Below are 15,274 nucleotides of genomic sequence, written 5' to 3' on the forward strand. Positions count from 1 at the left end.
GAGTATGCTGACATTTCGCCCGCGCTTCAATTCATTCCGCCGCCAAAGGTCTTACACTTTGGCAGGGCTCAGTTGCGTTGCACCAAATGAGGTGCCCCGCATCAGCCGCGTGCAGGCGCGCTATCCCTCAAAAGCCCGAGCCGCAGCAGGCTTTCGGCGGTCGCCGTGATGGCGTCTTCATTCGAACGCGGCGCCCAGCCCAGTAGGCGCCTCGCCTTTTCGCTGGAGCCGTTCTTGATCTTCCCGAGCTCGGGCAGGATTTGTCTTATCGCGGGATCACGAAGCGCGGCGATGCGAACCAGCCAATTGGGCAATTGCCGGGTCGGTACCTTCGCGGCCGCCTTTCCCATGCGGCGCTTCAGCACCATGGCGATGTCACGCAGCGACATGAAATCGCCGGCGGCGGCGATGAGGCGCTCGCCCTTGGCGTTTGGATCCGTCATGGCGCGGATATGCAGGTCGGCGACATCGCGGACATCGACAATGCCGAAATAGAGCTGCGGCAGGCCGGGGATCGTGCCGTCCATCATGTGCTTCACCAAGAGGATCGAGGCCGAATAATCCAGCCCCAGCACCGGACCGAACACGCCGACCGGATTGATCACGGAAAGCTCGAGCTGGCCACCTTCCCGCGCGATGAAATCCCAGGCGGCGCGCTCGGCAATCGTCTTCGATTTCACATAAGCGGTGGTGCCGCGTCCATTGGGGTCGGTCCAGTTGGTTTCGTCAAACGGCGTTTGCTGCGGCTTGTAGCCATAGCCGATCGCAGCGAAAGAAGAAGTCAGCACCACGCGCCTGACGCCGGCATCGCGCGCGGCGCGCAAGACGCGGAGCGTGCCGTCGCGCGCGGGGATGATCAGTTCGTCCTCGTTCTTGGGCACGCCCGGCGGGACTGGTGACGCCACATGCAGCACGTATTCGCAGCCGGCGACGGCATCCCTCCAGCCGGCGTCATGTTCGAGATCGGCGACAGCGAAGGACAGGCGGTCTGAAAACTCCGCGCCGCCGGTCTTTAGCAGCGCGCGTACGTCCGCCTCGCGCTTGGCGCTGCGAACCGTGGTGCGCACCTGGTAGCCCGCGGCCAGCAGCTGCAGGATCGCATGGCTGCCGATAAAGCCCGACCCGCCGGTAACCAGGATTGTGCCCATCGTCAGTTCCTCAATGCCAAGCGCTTTCAATGCCAAGCGCTGCGTCGGGCCCATACTTCGAAAGACCTTCGCGAGCCGGCCAGCGTCGTCCTCAACGAATCTTGCGCAAGGGCCCAAGGAAAATCACTCATCGTTGATCGGCTGCATGGCTGAGCTCAAGATCTCTGTAGCACCGATTTGAAGCTGGTTTTGCGAGTCTAAATTGGATTTTAATTGAGAACACCAGGGAGGGCCGCCAATGTTCGGCACGCTGCAGGCGCTTTCCTCTGCGTTGTCGGGAGTCTCTTGGGGCGAATTTCCAAGAAGATACCGCGAAAGGGATGAATTGGGCCGTGGAATAATCCACGCGCGGGACGGTTTATTCGGCTCGGAGGTAACATGGCTTTGCTCTCACGCTCCTTCATCCGCAAGCGAACGATTTCGCTTGCGATTACGGCGTCGGTCGCAGCGGTGTCGCTGGTGATGGCGCACGGGCCGACGTCGGCGCATCGAATTCGCCACGCCGTGCCGATCCAATACGTCGCCGCTTGGCAGGACAGTTCCGACGAGACGCCGTTCCTGTCGGAAAACGAAACCGCCATGAACAAGATGATGGCGGACATGACGATCAAGCCGAGCGGCGACATCGATCGCGATTTTGTCGCGATGATGGTGCCGCATCATCAGGGCGCGATCGACATGGCGCAGGCGGAGCTGCGTTACGGCCACAACGAGCAGCTTCACCGCCTGGCCCAGGAAATCATCGTGACCCAGCAGCAGGAAATAGCCGCGATGCGGCTTGCGGTCGGTGACAGGCTGCCGCCCTCGGTGGCGTCCCCGACGCAGCCCGTGCCTGCTTCCGATTCCCCGCCGATGTCGCATCAAGGGATGGGGATGCCGCACGATGCCATGCATCGCAATTGAACGGCCCTGTCGTCCGCACGCGTTTGCGCCGCGTCGTTCCCTAACTCATCGCTAGAAAGCAGGAGAGCCTCAATGAAGCGCAGCCTTTTGACGTTGGGCCTGCTCGCAAGTGTCTGCCTGGTTGGTCCGCACGGAGCCTTCGCCGGGCAGGCGCCTGGTGCTGCGTCCGATCCGGATATTCCGGTGAGCCATCGCGACCGGGTCTATTCCGCGGAACAATTTTCCAACACCGTCTCGGTGACCGATCCCGTCGACAACAAGCTCGTCGGGGTGATCAGGCTCGGCGACCCGCAGCCGGCCAATTTCATGCCGCTCTACACCGGCCAGGTCCTGGTCCACGGCATGGGCTTCTCGCCCGATCACAAGACCCTTGCGGTGGTTTCGATCGGCAGCAATTCCGTGACCTTCATCGATACCGCGACCAATGCGGTCAAGCACACCACCTATGTCGGCCGCGCGCCGCACGAAGCCTTCTTCACGCCTGACGGCAAGGAGGTCTGGGTCACCGTCCGCGGCGAGGACTATGTCGCCGTGCTCGATGGCCAAAGCTTTGAAGAGAAGTCACGCATCAAGGTGCCGGCCGGACCCGGCATGCAGATCTTCTCGCCCGACGGAAAATACGGCTATGTCTGCTCCTCGTTCAATCCGGAGACGGTCGTCATTACCGTCGCCGATCATCAGATCGTCGGCCACGTCAAGCAGGACAGCCCGTTCTGTCCGAACATCGCCGCGACGCCCGACGGCAAGCAGGTCTGGTTCACGCTCAAGGACACCGGCCGAACCGAGGTGTTCGACGCCAAGCCGCCGTTCGCCGTGCTGAAATCGATGGACACCGGCCCGATCTCCAACCACGTCAATATCGTCCGCAATGCCAAAGGCAGCTTCGCCTATGTCACGATCGGCGGCTTGAACGAGGTCAAGGTATTCCGCACCGACGATTTCTCGCTAGCTGCGACCATCCCGGTCGGCAAGCTGCCGCACGGCGTCTGGCCGTCCGGCGACGGCAGCCGGGTCTATGTCGGGTTGGAAAATGCCGACGGCATGACGGCGATCGACACATTGACCAACAAAGTGATCGCGACCAGTCCGATCGGGCAGGCGCCGCAAGCCATCGTCTATGTTCCGAACGCCGTTCCGGAAGGCGACGGCACGCAGCATCTGCAGCAGCTTGGCGTTGCCGGCCAGGTCGCCCACCTTTCGCTGGGCCCGATGAAGACCGTTGGCAGCACCGGCGCGGCCACCGGCGAAGACAAAGCCCCCACCAGCGTCTCGCTGTTCGATCAGGGCCTGATCCAGGTATTGCAGGTCGCGGTGACCGGCCTCGAGCCGAAGCAGCCTTACCTTCTCGCGCTGGCGCAGCAGCCGAACGGCGAGGGGGCTTTGGAGCCGATCTCCGCCTTCATGACCAATCCGGCGGGTTCGGCGATCGTCAATGCAAGCGGCGCGATCCGCCAGGTGGTGCACGGCGAAGACCAGATCCGGCGCCGCTATCTGGTGATCGCGGCGGGTCACGCCGACAAACCGGGCCCGATCGTGCAGGTGCAATTGAAATAGCAGGCGCGGCCCGAAAGCTCGTCATGCCCGGGCTTGTCCCGGGCATCCACGTCTTACCGGCGGAGAAGCAAGAAAGACGTGGATGGCTGGGCATAGGCGAGCGGAAACGACGCCGTCCTTCGGACGGCTATGCCCGGCAATGACGCAAAAATTAGCATCCATCACACCTCCTCATGCTTGCGAAGATCACGGGCGTGATCGAAACGACCGGCCTGCAGATCGGCGCCGCTGACGGGAATCTCGGGAAGCGCCGCCTCCGCCAGAATTTCCGCGGTGATATCGCCGACCGAATTGTCCGCGATTTCATGAATGAAGCTGATGTTCCTGTATTCGCCGGAGGCGATCCGCGAGACCACTTCGCGCCGGGTCACTTCGGGATCGACGATCGCCTCGCGACCGCGCCGCCCATAATCGATCATCACGACGAAATATTGCATCGCAGGCACGCTCTCTTTGCCCAGGTCCACGCACCCGGGGCGCCGGCGACTATTTCCGAAAATCAGAAGCTAGTCAAGCTAAAATTCTGAAAAACAGAAAAACTACATGGCCTGACCTGAGTTGGCCCTGGCCCGGCGAGAATCAGGCCCCGCCTCACTTCGAGGCCCCCTTGGCGCCCCCGCCATGCGTCTTGGCCGCCTTCCGCGCCCGGCCGGCGGCCTTGGCCCGCAGCCGCTCGATCTGGCCCCGCGGCAGCGTGACGCAGATTTCCCCGATCCATTCGAGTTTTACCCCGTTGATCGGCTTGGCGTTGAAGCTCGTGAGGTTGACGACGCTCGCGGACTTTCCGCGCTCGATGGTTTTCAGGTAGCGCTCGCCGGTCTTCAGCCGGACCGCGGCCTCTTCGCCGTAGAAGCTCGAAACCGGGTGGCGCTGCTCCTTGAAAACCACGATGATATCGCCGTTTTCATACTTCGGCAGCATGGAATCGCCGGCCACCTCGAAGGCGATGGTTTCCTCGGAAATCGGGAACGGCAGCTCGATCTCGCCGAGACCCTCGGGGGGCACCTGCTCGTGTTCCGGCTCGATCACCGCGCCGGCGCCGACCCGGCCCATGATCGGCACCGAATTCAGTTCGAGATAGTCGATAATGGGCTGGATTTCGCTCGCCTTGATCAGGCGGATCTCGGCCAAAATCTCCGAAACCGCGCCGGGGCGGACGCCCATCGCCATGGCCAGACCGCCCTTGGTCTTGCCCGGCTTCTCCAGCCCCCGTTCGATCATCCTGACATCCAGCATGGGGTGCATACTTCTGAATTTCAGAAGCGAATGCAATTCCGATTTTCAGAAATCGGACTTGACATTTATTTCGGAATATCAGAAATTATCCGGCGTCAACAGGCTCCGGAGCGCAAGCGCATGCAATCGACAGACTGGGCGCCCGAGCATTCGGAAGCGCTGGGCGAGCATCTCGCCAGGGGCATGTCGTTTTCGCAGGCTGCAAAGGCGCTCAACGCGAAATTCGGCACCGCCTATTCCCGCAGCGCCGCGATCGGCCGGGCCAAGCGGATGGGATTTGCCGCTGCTCCCGAGCGGCCGGACGACCCTTTCAGTCCTCCGCCGATCGCGAAGACGCCGCGGCTCGAAAAACCGCGCCAACGCCACGTCCCCGAGTTCATGCGGCCGATGCCGGCCTGGAAGCGCAAAAAAATGCCAAAACTCCGCTGTGTCGAAATCGTGCCGCGCCATCTCTCGCTGTTCGATCTTGAGCGCGGCGATTGCCGTTATCCCTATGGCGGCGACGAAGAGGGCGAGGCGGTCACGTTTTGCGGCCACCCGAAGCGTCCGGGCTCGAGCTATTGCACGGCGCATTTTCATCTGACGCGCGGCCCCGGCACCGCCGCGGAACGCGCCGCCGGCACCGTCCTGCTTCGGCTGGTTGCGGCGGCATGAGGCGCAAGCGGCATCTTTCAATCGTCAACTTCCAGGGAGTACTGCAATGGCACGGGCAAAACGCAACAGATCGCAAAAGGCCGCACGAGCCCATGACCGGCGATCCCGAGATTTGCCGCGCAACGCCGAGGTGGCGGCGGTCGAAGTGGATGATCCGCTAGCGCTGGAGCCCGGCGAAAAGATCGTCACGCTGCGCTCGATCCGCAACGATCCCTTGGGCCGGCTGCACTCGCATCGCCAGATCGACGAGGCGCAATATCAGGGCGGCCGGGCGTTTCAGGACGATTGGGAGAAGGCCGAGCGCGGCCCGCGCGCGGTCGATCCGACGCGGGAATATGTCGACGGCGGGCAGACACGGGAGCCGATCACCGAACGTCAGCGCAAGGCCGTGCTGCGGCTCAACCGCGCCGAACGCGAACTCGGCGCCGACGGCTCGGCGCTGGTGCGTGAGGTTTTGGTGCTCGGCCTGTCGATGGAACAGATCGGCCAGCGGCGCGGCCTGCGCGCCCAGCGCTGGATCGACTATTTCGCGCGGCGATTTCGCGAGTGCCTGGACCGGCTGGCGCTGATCTATGGGTTTGCGACGGAGAAAAGGTAGCCGGATCCGCTCGACTCGTCATATGTTCTTCAGCAAAGCGCGCTTCATCTCCCGGATGCGCGCCTCATCACGTTTGTAGAACGTCCATTGCTTGATGCGCTTTGGCCTGAGTAATCCCGCCTGCGACAATATATTGAGATGCTCGCTGATGGTTGGTTGGCTTACGCCAAGCTTTTTGGCGATCAGCACCCCGCACACGCCGTCCTTCACCAGATCGCCGTCGGTCTGCGCCGGAAAATGCGCGGCGGGGTCCTTCAGCCATTCCAGGACCTGAAGCCGACGCTCGTTAGCAAGCGCCCGCATCGCTTGAGAAATTGGCATATTGCTAATTAGCTATTTACCGATGTCAATGCGTCAGTCTGGCTAACGGCAATCAGCGAGGCACCGAAGTGGTCGTGCATGACGACAAGCCTGTAGACCGGCAAGAGATAGCGGCGACGGAGCGGCTTATCAGACCGCATATCCGCCAAACGCCGGTTGTCGAAGTTGACGGCGGTGATTTCGGACTGGGCGCGCTTCGCGTGAGCCTCAAGCTCGAGCTGTTGCAGCATGGAGGCTCGTTCAAGGCGCGCGGTGCATTCGCCAATCTCTTGATGCGGGACATTCCGAAGGTCGGCGTCGCCGCCGCCTCCGGCGGCAATCACGGGGCAGCGGTCGCTTATGCCTCGATGAAGCTAGGTATTCCCGCAAAAATCTTCGTTCCAAGTATTTCGTCGCCTGCGAAGATTCAAAGGATCCGCGACACCGGCGCCGAGCTCGTGGTCGGTGGCGACGGTTACGCCGACGCGCTCGCGGCTAGCGAAGAATGGGTTGCCCGGTCGGGGGCGCTCGCCATTCACGCCTTCGATCAGCGGGAAACCATACTCGGTCAGGGAACAAGCGGCCTGGAGTTCGAGCGTCAGGCTCCAGAGCTCGACACGGTACTGGTCCCGGTTGGCGGCGGGGGGCTGATCGCCGGCATCGCCGCCTGGTACGAGCGTCGCGTCAGGGTCATCGGCGTTGAGCCGGAGGCGTCTCCAACGCTGACAAAGGCAATCGAGGCGGGAGGGCCGGTTGATGCCGAAGCCGGCGGGATTGCGGCCGATTCACTTGCGCCGCGCCGGGTCGGCGTGCAGGTCTTTCCAATCGTCAGCCGTCACGTCGAACGCGTCGTTGTTGTTTCCGACGATGCCATCCGGCATGCCCAAAAGAGCCTTTGGGCAACGCTAAGAATAGTTGCTGAGCCGGGCGGTGCTGCGGCCGTCGCGGCGCTGCTGTCGGGGCGCTATGAATTCTCGCCAGGCGAACGCATCGGCGTGCTCTTGAGCGGCGGCAACACCGTCGCTGTGAACTTTGATCGTTAATCATTGATGCTTGCGAGATCAAGAAAGCGCGCCGCTTGTGGGCGATCCCGGTGACCGGAAGGAAAGGTCAGGCGTCAGGTGCGTTGCGCAATTCGTCGACGCGTCCAGCCCATCGCGCGTCCGCAACATCGCCACCGCATCGACGATGCGACCCTCCTTCACCGGCATGCGGGCCGGATCGGGCGCGGCCGGCTTTTGGCCATCCCCAAACACCGCCTCAAGCACCACATCGCGGATGGCGCTGTAGCGCGCGTGATCGGGCTCATAACCGATCGTCAGCGGCAAGATGGCCGACGCCGTCACCAGGCTGAGGCGGCAGGAGGGGGCCGCGGGGTTGTCCGGCATCGGCGCGATCTCGACCCTGGCGTCGATGATGTCGGCGGACGCCAGGCGCAACCGCGTAACACGCAGCACGTCAAGCCGGCGCAGGGTTGCGGCTTACGCGATGTCCGCTATGCGTCGGTAGCGATCAAATTCCGCAGCGCAGCGAAACGACGTGATGTGCCATCACCGGAAACACTCAGCATGAGCAGATGAAATGAAAACCAGTAAAGCGCGTACCCCCGCAGCGACGATGGCAGGCAAGATCATTTCCCTATCCTTGAACAGAATGAAGCATCCGCCGAAAAGAAAAGGCACAAACGATAAATAAAAATTTAAGTGTGGCGCCCTTGCGTCGGTGAATTGCAATTCTCAGTCTCTGACGAGGCCAGCAGGACGTCGAATGATGACGCGTCGACGTGTGCTGAGCACAGCCGGTCTGGGCAGACTGGCATCGCGGGGCCAGTAGGACACGGACGGTCAGCGAGGTCGCGTTGAATATGAAGCCATTCTGGTTTGGAGCGGGTCCAGTAAGTAATGCCGGAGTGCTCGTCCGACTGGGCGCGATCGGTGCGGTGATGCTGAGCGTGGCCGGGGCGTTCGCTTACGTGGGCGGCTGGCTCTCGCCAGTACGACTGACCCAGGACCGAATGATGGCTGCTTTCCAGGATGCCAACGGCACTCACGCCGGCTTCCGCCGCAACCATGCGAAGGGAGTTTGCGTCACCGGCTGGTTCGAAAGCAGCGGGCAGGCAGCGGCACTGTCGAAAGCCGCTGTCTTCAGGCCCGGACGCGTCCCGGTGGTAGGCCGCTTCGCGCTCGCTGGCGGCATGCCCTTTCAGACAGATGCGCCTGCGACGGTGCGCAGCATGGCGCTGCGCTTCCCGCTACCCGGCGGCGAGGAATGGCGCACGGGCATGAACAACATCCCGGTTTTCGCGGTGAACTCGGCGCGTGGCTTTTACGAGCAATTGCTCGCCTCCAGCCCCGATCCCGCGACCGGAAAGCCTGATCCGGTTAGAATGAAGGAATTCCTGGCCGCCCATCCGGAAACGGTCCGGGCGCTGCCGTTAATCAAGAAGCGCCAAGTCACTTCCGGTTTTGCAAACTCCACCTTCAATAGCCTCAATGCCTTCCGCTTCGTCGACGCCGCAGGCGCCTCGGTCCCCGTTCGTTGGTCCACGGTGCCGGTGCAACCCTTCGCGGCTGACAGCGCAGAGCCATCAGCGGCAGGAGACAAGAACTACCTCTTCGATGACCTGATCGCCCAAATCGCGCAGCATCCACAGCAATGGCGGCTGATCGTAACGATCGGCCAAGCCGATGACCCGACGAACGACGCCACGCTGCCCTGGCCCGCCGGCCGCCGGCAGGTCGACGCCGGGACGGTGACAATCGATCACGCATCGAGTGAGGACGATGGGCGCTGCACCGACGTCAACTACGATCCTCTGGTGCTGCCATCCGGCATCGAGCCATCCGACGACCCGTTGCTGAGCGCCCGCTCCGCGGCCTATGCGCGCTCCTTCACGCTGCGTGCCGAAGAGGAGCATGAGAAGCCGCCCAGCGCGGTAACGGCGCCGGAAGTGCAAGCTGGAGGCAAGTCATGACCACCAAAGCACGCTTCCCCGCTGCGTCCCGGCTTCTGCATTGGATGATGGCTGCCATGATAGTGGCAATGCTGTTCATCGGCGTGGGCATGGCCGCTTCGGTGTCCGCACGCTACGAGCTTCTGGTCTCGATCCACCGGCCGCTTGGAATAGCCATCCTTGTGTTGTGCGTGATCCGTTTCGTGAACCGGTTCATCAATCCGCCGCCGGAGTTGCCCGATACGCTTCCATCCTTGCAGCGGTTCGCCGCCAAGGCATCGCACATCGTACTGTATGCGCTCATGTTCATCATGCCGCTGGTCGGCTGGGGCATGCTCTCGGCGGCGCGCTATCCGATCGTGCTCTACGGGCCGCTGCGGTTGCCACCGATCCTGCCGCATGATTTGACGCTCTATGCGTGGCTCCGCGACCTCCACACTGACCTCGCCTACCTGTTCTTCGCGACCTTCCTCGCGCATTTCGGGGCAGCGCTTTTCCACGGCCTGATCCGGCGCGATGGCGTGCTCGAGAGCATGGCGTCGTGGCGGTAAGCCATTTTTGTGGGCTCCTTACCGTTGAGTCTCCCATTTCTGTTTTGTTGAAGTTGGTTACCCACGGACCAGAGATGCAGTTTCCTGCGCGAGCCGGTCTTTTGGTCGTTCAAACTTGATCTTGATTTCTGATGGCAAAGATTGAACAAACTGGTGGCGGGAAGTAAGTCGAAAGCAAATTGGACGCCGAGCCTGAGAGGAATCACTTTGCAATGCGCATGTGACGCGTCGGTCAGTTCGCGTCCTGTGCGGCGCGATGTGCATCCGACAGCTTCTTCTCGTCCTCCGGCGTCAGCTTCGGCGGCTCGACCGAGATCGTCAGCTTGTTGAGCTTGCCGGTGAACGTGAATGGGACTTGATAGTCGTGGTCATCTACCGGCGTGCCGGTTTTAGAGCCGATGTCGAAGGTCTCATCGACTGGCAGGGACAGCGGCACGGTGCGCTCCATCGTCTGCGTCGAGACGATCTTGCCGTCCACCGTCAACGTTCCGGTACCTGGACGGCCGATCCCGCTCATGTTGTTGAAGGCAAGTGTAGCAAAGCCGAGACCGTCGTATTTGAAGTCGAACACGATGGTGTGCTTACCGGACGAGAGCGCTTGCGGCCCTTCCCAGCGGACCCGTTTGAGCGCGAGCAGGTTCCAGGTGAAGACCGGCCTGCCCTTTAGCAGGTACAGACCATACCCGCCGAATCGCCCGCCTTCGGCGACAATCGACCCGTCGCCACCTCCTGGCGGGACATCGATATCTGCAGTGATGGTGTAGGAGGTGTTGAGGAGCTGTGGCGCCACGCTGCCGGGTAGGCCAATGACGGGCGTCGAGTAGGTAAACACCTTCCGTCCCGCCGTCACCGAGGGCCGCGCCGCAACCAAGCGCGTTACGGCCGAGGCATCCAGCGGCAGAACCTGATACTTGGCGAACTCGCCAAACATAAGGTCTTTCATCTCCTGCAGCCTGGTTGGATTGTCCGCGGCCAAATCAGTGTACTGCGTCCAATCATGCTGGACATCGTACAACTCCATCTTGTAGGCGGTCGCGGGATTTTCAATCGCCTTGCCGAGCAACGCCCACGGCGCACGGAGGGGAACCGAGCTCAGCATCCAGCCGTCATTGTAGAGGCCCTGCACGCCCGCCATCTCGAAGTATTGGATGTGATGCGAAGAGGGTGCATCGGCATTGGCCTTGTCGAAGCTGTAGACCATGCTGACGCCTTCGATCGGCTTCTGCGCGATGCCGTCAACCTGCACCGGCGCCGGGATGCCGGTCGCCTCCAGGATCGTCGGCACGACGTCGATCACATGGTGGAACTGCCCGCGGGTGCCGCCCTTGTCCTTGATCCGCGCCGGCCAGGAGATCGCCATGCCATTGCGGGTGCCGCCGAAGAAAGACGGGATCTGTTTCGTCCACTTGTAGGGTGTATCAAACGCCCAGGCCCACGGAACCGCGAAGTGCGGGTAGGTTTCGCTGCTGCCCCAGGCGTCGTAGAACCTCATATTTTCGGCGACCGACGGATCGACGCCGTTATAGGGGAGAAGCTCGAAGAACGCGCCGTTCATCGAGCCTTCCGCGCTCGCGCCGTTGTCGCCGCTGATGTAGATGATGAGCGTGTTGTCGAGCTTGCCCATGTCCTCGACCGCCTGGACGACGCGGCCGATCTCGTGGTCGGTGTAGGCGAGAAAGGCAGCGTAGACGTTTGCCTGGCGGATAAAGAGTTTCTTTTCCTCGTCATTTAGAGAATCCCAGGTCTTCAGCAGCCTGTCCGGCCAGGCGGTCAGCTTGGCGTCCTGCGGGATGACCCCCAACCGTCTCTGGTTTGCGAAGATCTGGTCGCGCAGCGCGTTCCAGCCCTTGTCGAACAAATGCATGTCGCTGATCTTCTGGATCCATTCCGGCGTCGGGTGATGCGGCGCGTGCGTTCCGCCCGGGACATAATAGAGGAGGAACGGCAGCGACGGATCGATGGAGTTCAACTTGTTCATCCAGCCGATGGCGTCATCGGCCATGGCGGTGATCAGGTTGTACTCGGGATGACCGATGTACGGGTAAATCTGCGTGGTGTTGCGGAACAGCATCGGGGTCCACTGGCTGGTGTCTCCGCCGACGAAGCCGTAAAAATATTCAAATCCCATGCCGGTCGGCCATTGGTCGAATGGGCCGGCCTGGCTGGTTTGGTAAGTCGGAGTATTGTGATCTTTCCCGAACCAGGATGTACGGTATCCGTTCTCCAGCAAGATTTGACCGATAGTGGTAGCATCCTTGGGGATGACGCTGTTGTAGCCGGGGAATCCGGTCGCCATTTCCGAAATCACGCCGAAGCCGACCGAGTGGTGGTTGCGGCCGGTGATGAGGGCGGCGCGGGTCGGCGAACAGAGCGACGTCGTATGGAAATTCGTGTAGCGCAGTCCGTTAGCTGCAATCCGATCCAGGGTTGGGGTCGGGATGACACCGCCGAAGGTAGACGGCGCCCCGAAGCCAACGTCATCAGTCATGATCAGCAGGATGTTCGGCGCGCCCTTCGGCGGCACGACCCGCGTCGGCCACGCCGGTTTCGACTGCGCGGCGTTGAGATTGATGTCGCCCTTGAACGGCTGGGGTGGTGGCGGCAGGTAACGGCCGTCGATCGTCGTCGTGGCGTCGGGCGAACCGGGCACGCCGGTCGTCTGCTGGGCCGTCGCCGGAACGAAGGCGAACACGGACCAAGTCAGAATAGTGAACGCCAGTGCGGGTGTTTTCATGGACTGAGCCTCCCTCAGCGGAAGGCTACTCCGATCCGCTCTACGCGCTATGCAATTTCGGCAGAAGTGCAGGATTGGGCCTTGGTGGTCGCTCTGGTTAGATTCAACATCGCGGCGGGCCTGATGTCGGTTCTAGGTCATTCGCGACGAGGTCGAGCCGACGGCAAGCCCGGCCGCGTCCGCTATGCCCCGAAAGCGGGAGTGAATTCAAACGCGGCGTCGCGCGACCCGTCGGCGCCATCCGGATCTACGAATCGGAGTTTTTCAAAAACCTAATTTGTTGAAGCGGATCAACGTGATTTGGGCCGTCCAGTCCCTTTTGCAAAAATATTCTGGTTTTCGATTCACCCAAATCACTTCTAGAACTGTCGCCGTCTCGTCCCACTCGAGGGGCGTATCGCGATCGTCACGGACGCGGGATGGGATGCGGTGGACGCGGCAGCGCTATTGACGAACAGCGCTTAAGCGGACGGCGAAGGCGTGTGGTCCTGACACCCCGACGCTGGTGTCAAGTTCGCGGAACGCAAGTTTCGCGGATGACGGTGGCAAAAGAGCCCGGTCACCGGGGAGAGCACGAAATAAGCCGTTAAAACCATTGCGTGCGGGAATGCCGGGATGTTCCGGTGGACTCGTGGTGACTAACGCGCGTGTTTACTACACTACACGCGCGGCTGCGGGTGCATCGGCGCCCGGCATTCCCCACGCCCTCACGGGGCGGAGAATTCAGCACAACTCGGGCGCATCGCGCCGCGAGGGCGCGGAGCCATATCCTGACGTCATTGACGCAATTACCCCGGACGTAGTCGACGCGGATCATCCAACACGCGATGATCGCGACGATAGAGCAAGGCCTTCGGCCATCGCCAACGCAGAGATATCAGGGATCACAGCCATGGATCGCCGCCACATGTTGAAATCAACCGCCTCAACAGCGCTTGGAGCTGGTTTGCTGGTTTCCGCTGCCAGCGCAGCAAAAAGCGCGCAGCCGACGTCTTCGCACGAAAAGACGCGTGGCGCAGATTACGTCGAATGCGCTGACGGAACGAAGCTGGCGTATACCGATTGGGGCGCGGGCAAACCGGTCGTCTTCATTCACGCCTGGGCGCTGCCATCCGCGATGTGGGACTATCAGCGCGGTCCGCTCAGCGAAAAGGGCTTGCGTTGCATCGCCTATGACCGCCGGGGACACGGGCGCTCGGGGGTGCCGAATGGCGGCTATGACTGCGATAATCTCGCCGACGATTTATCCACGCTTCTCGACGAGCTCGATCTGCACGGAGTGACGCTGGTCAGCCATTCGTTCGGAGCCGCCGAGGTCGTTCGCTATCTGAGCCGGCATGGTTCGAGCCGGATCGAAAAAATCGCGCTGATCGCGCCCGCGGGGACGCCGTTCGCGACGAAAACGGCGGATAATCCAAACGGCGTCCCGCCCGAGCAGCTGGAGTTCTTTCGAACCAGGGTCCTGCAGCAGGAGGACGGCAAGAAGGCGTTCTTCACCGCCGACACTTCACTGAGCCTGCAGAACTGGGGCATGGCGCTGATGCTGACGACGCCGCTTCGGGTCGCGGTCGAATGCAACAGGCAAATCACGTCAACCGATTTCCGCGCCGAATTGCCGAAGATCACCGTTCCAACCCTGATCATTCATGGCGACAACGACGTCTCCGCTCGGATCGAGACGACCGGGCGGCCGACCGCCGCGCTGATCCCGAATGCCGAGTTGAAGGTTTATGAGGGCGCGCCGCACGGCTTGTTTCTGACGCACAAGGAGCGCCTCAATGCGGACCTGCTCCGTTTCATAAAGGGATAGGCCATCAAGAGATCGCGAAAATCCGTCAGCTCTCTACCTGGTCCATCGCACCTGCGGCGTCACCTCGCGCCGCAGCCTGATGTCGATCTACATCGCCTGCAAAAAACTCTCTTCCGAGACGCAGGGGACGCACCGGTAGGTCAGCAAATCGAAATTCTGACCGTGCGGCTCGATCGAGGCCAACCTCATCTGTGTGCCGCATTTGATGCAGGGCATCTCGATCTCGGTCCGAAAGCGGGTGCAGGTCGGCGTCGGCCGGGGTATCTGCAGCATCGTATCCTCTATTCCCGGAGAAAGAAGACGCAACGCCAACCACTCGGGCCATCAGCCAGCCGTCACTATGTCCGATTCCCGACACAATTGGCAATGGGTCGCGGCGGCCAATCCGGGTTCCACGCCGAGGCTTTTTTCCTAGCGCCTGTCATCCAGGATCGGCCGGCGCCGCCGCAAGGGGCGGCGGCTTCCGGCTTGGTTTCGCGGCGGCGGGAGTCCCGCCGCAGCGGCGAAAACTTATTGATGCGGCAGAATCGTGTACGGCGTGGTGTAGGGTTCGACACGCAGCGAGGAATTTGCAAGCAGCCCAATTTTCGCGGTCGGCGCCTGCTGCAATTCGCCGTTTTGGCCGCGGTGTACATTGTATTGCCACACCGTCATGTCGCCTTTCTGCGCCAGCGCGTGCGCGACCGCGCTGGCGTCGGCTCCCCCAAGAGCCTTGAGCTCGTCAGCCGAGAGCCCGATGATAATCTCGTCTTTGACGGTAACGACCTTGAACAAAACCATCTTGCTCTCCTGCGCCCACGCGGCCTGCGCGCCAGCGACCATCAGAACCGCAG

17 protein-coding genes are annotated in these 15,274 nt (G+C 61.9%); 8 read left to right on the forward strand and 9 right to left on the reverse strand.

Annotation, left to right across the window (positions count from 1 at the left end; genetic code table 11):
• Nucleotides 1-101: 101 nt before the first annotated feature.
• Nucleotides 102-1,148 carry an SDR family oxidoreductase gene (locus tag B5526_RS28580; RefSeq protein WP_079545522.1) on the reverse strand — a complete coding sequence of 349 codons (1,047 nt, stop codon included), beginning with the start codon at nucleotides 1,146-1,148 and terminating at the stop codon, nucleotides 102-104.
• 378 nt (nucleotides 1,149-1,526) lie between these two features.
• Between B5526_RS28580 and B5526_RS28585 the strand changes: the two genes are divergently transcribed.
• Nucleotides 1,527-2,051, forward strand: coding sequence for a DUF305 domain-containing protein (locus B5526_RS28585; RefSeq protein WP_244562080.1), 525 nt, complete (start codon nucleotides 1,527-1,529; stop codon nucleotides 2,049-2,051).
• A 72-nt stretch (nucleotides 2,052-2,123) separates the two neighbouring features.
• The gene (locus B5526_RS28590; RefSeq protein WP_079543125.1) at nucleotides 2,124-3,605 is read left to right on the forward strand and encodes a YncE family protein; all 1,482 of its coding nucleotides are present in this window, start codon (nucleotides 2,124-2,126) and stop codon (nucleotides 3,603-3,605) included.
• Between the two features lie 161 nt (nucleotides 3,606-3,766).
• Here B5526_RS28590 and B5526_RS28595 read toward each other — a convergent pair whose 3' ends face one another.
• Nucleotides 3,767-4,042 carry a hypothetical protein gene (locus tag B5526_RS28595; protein WP_079545526.1) on the reverse strand — a complete coding sequence of 92 codons (276 nt, stop codon included), beginning with the start codon at nucleotides 4,040-4,042 and terminating at the stop codon, nucleotides 3,767-3,769.
• A 154-nt stretch (nucleotides 4,043-4,196) separates the two neighbouring features.
• The gene (locus B5526_RS28600; RefSeq protein ID WP_079543126.1) at nucleotides 4,197-4,841 is read right to left on the reverse strand and encodes a S24 family peptidase; all 645 of its coding nucleotides are present in this window, start codon (nucleotides 4,839-4,841) and stop codon (nucleotides 4,197-4,199) included.
• A gap of 120 nt (nucleotides 4,842-4,961) precedes the next feature.
• On the opposite strand from B5526_RS28600, the gene B5526_RS28605 reads away from it, so the two are divergent.
• Together B5526_RS28605 and B5526_RS28610 are read left to right on the forward strand one after the other, a co-directional pair.
• Nucleotides 4,962-5,495: a GcrA family cell cycle regulator gene (locus B5526_RS28605; RefSeq protein WP_079545528.1), complete on the forward strand. Its 534-nt coding sequence runs from the start codon at nucleotides 4,962-4,964 to the stop codon at nucleotides 5,493-5,495.
• A gap of 46 nt (nucleotides 5,496-5,541) precedes the next feature.
• Nucleotides 5,542-6,093, forward strand: a complete 552-nt coding sequence (locus B5526_RS28610; RefSeq protein WP_079543127.1) for a DUF6456 domain-containing protein — start codon at nucleotides 5,542-5,544, stop codon at nucleotides 6,091-6,093.
• Between the two features lie 18 nt (nucleotides 6,094-6,111).
• Here the strand turns inward: B5526_RS28610 and B5526_RS28615 are convergent, their stop codons facing one another.
• Nucleotides 6,112-6,414: an ArsR/SmtB family transcription factor gene (locus B5526_RS28615; protein WP_079543128.1), complete on the reverse strand. Its 303-nt coding sequence runs from the start codon at nucleotides 6,412-6,414 to the stop codon at nucleotides 6,112-6,114.
• An 8-nt stretch (nucleotides 6,415-6,422) separates the two neighbouring features.
• Complete coding sequence (locus B5526_RS39180) at nucleotides 6,423-6,644, reverse strand: hypothetical protein (RefSeq protein WP_244562434.1); 222 nt, start codon at nucleotides 6,642-6,644, stop codon at nucleotides 6,423-6,425.
• On the opposite strand from B5526_RS39180, the gene B5526_RS28620 reads away from it, so the two are divergent.
• The gene (locus tag B5526_RS28620; RefSeq protein ID WP_244562407.1) at nucleotides 6,543-7,436 is read left to right on the forward strand and encodes a threonine/serine dehydratase; all 894 of its coding nucleotides are present in this window, start codon (nucleotides 6,543-6,545) and stop codon (nucleotides 7,434-7,436) included. The genes B5526_RS39180 and B5526_RS28620 overlap by 102 nt on opposite strands.
• 18 nt (nucleotides 7,437-7,454) lie before the next feature.
• Here the strand turns inward: B5526_RS28620 and B5526_RS28625 are convergent, their stop codons facing one another.
• Nucleotides 7,455-7,832, reverse strand: a complete 378-nt coding sequence (locus B5526_RS28625) for a hypothetical protein (RefSeq protein WP_079543130.1) — start codon at nucleotides 7,830-7,832, stop codon at nucleotides 7,455-7,457.
• Nucleotides 7,833-8,257: 425 nt separating this feature from the next.
• Here B5526_RS28625 and B5526_RS28630 point away from each other — a divergent pair, with 425 nt between their 5' ends.
• On the forward strand, nucleotides 8,258-9,367 hold the full coding sequence (locus tag B5526_RS28630) for a catalase family peroxidase (RefSeq protein WP_079543131.1): 1,110 nt from the start codon (nucleotides 8,258-8,260) through the stop codon (nucleotides 9,365-9,367).
• Nucleotides 9,364-9,897: a cytochrome b gene (locus B5526_RS28635; RefSeq protein WP_079543132.1), complete on the forward strand. Its 534-nt coding sequence runs from the start codon at nucleotides 9,364-9,366 to the stop codon at nucleotides 9,895-9,897. Before B5526_RS28630 ends, B5526_RS28635 begins: the two co-directional genes overlap by 4 nt.
• Before the next feature lie 232 nt (nucleotides 9,898-10,129).
• Here the strand turns inward: B5526_RS28635 and B5526_RS28640 are convergent, their stop codons facing one another.
• A complete protein-coding gene (locus B5526_RS28640; RefSeq protein ID WP_079543133.1) occupies nucleotides 10,130-12,631 on the reverse strand; it encodes an arylsulfatase in 2,502 nt (833 codons plus the stop codon).
• Nucleotides 12,632-13,538: 907 nt separating this feature from the next.
• On the opposite strand from B5526_RS28640, the gene B5526_RS28645 reads away from it, so the two are divergent.
• A complete protein-coding gene (locus tag B5526_RS28645) occupies nucleotides 13,539-14,441 on the forward strand; it encodes an alpha/beta fold hydrolase (protein WP_244562081.1) in 903 nt (300 codons plus the stop codon).
• Between the two features lie 87 nt (nucleotides 14,442-14,528).
• Here B5526_RS28645 and B5526_RS28650 read toward each other — a convergent pair whose 3' ends face one another.
• Together B5526_RS28650 and B5526_RS28655 are read right to left on the reverse strand one after the other, a co-directional pair.
• Nucleotides 14,529-14,714 carry a hypothetical protein gene (locus B5526_RS28650; RefSeq protein WP_079543135.1) on the reverse strand — a complete coding sequence of 62 codons (186 nt, stop codon included), beginning with the start codon at nucleotides 14,712-14,714 and terminating at the stop codon, nucleotides 14,529-14,531.
• Nucleotides 14,715-14,951: 237 nt separating this feature from the next.
• The gene (locus tag B5526_RS28655) at nucleotides 14,952-15,263 is read right to left on the reverse strand and encodes a hypothetical protein (RefSeq protein ID WP_433994667.1); all 312 of its coding nucleotides are present in this window, start codon (nucleotides 15,261-15,263) and stop codon (nucleotides 14,952-14,954) included.
• Nucleotides 15,264-15,274: the final 11 nt, after the last annotated feature.

Origin of the sequence: Bradyrhizobium lablabi (genome assembly GCF_900141755.1) — a bacterium.
Lineage (GTDB): Bacteria > Pseudomonadota > Alphaproteobacteria > Rhizobiales > Xanthobacteraceae > Bradyrhizobium > Bradyrhizobium lablabi_A.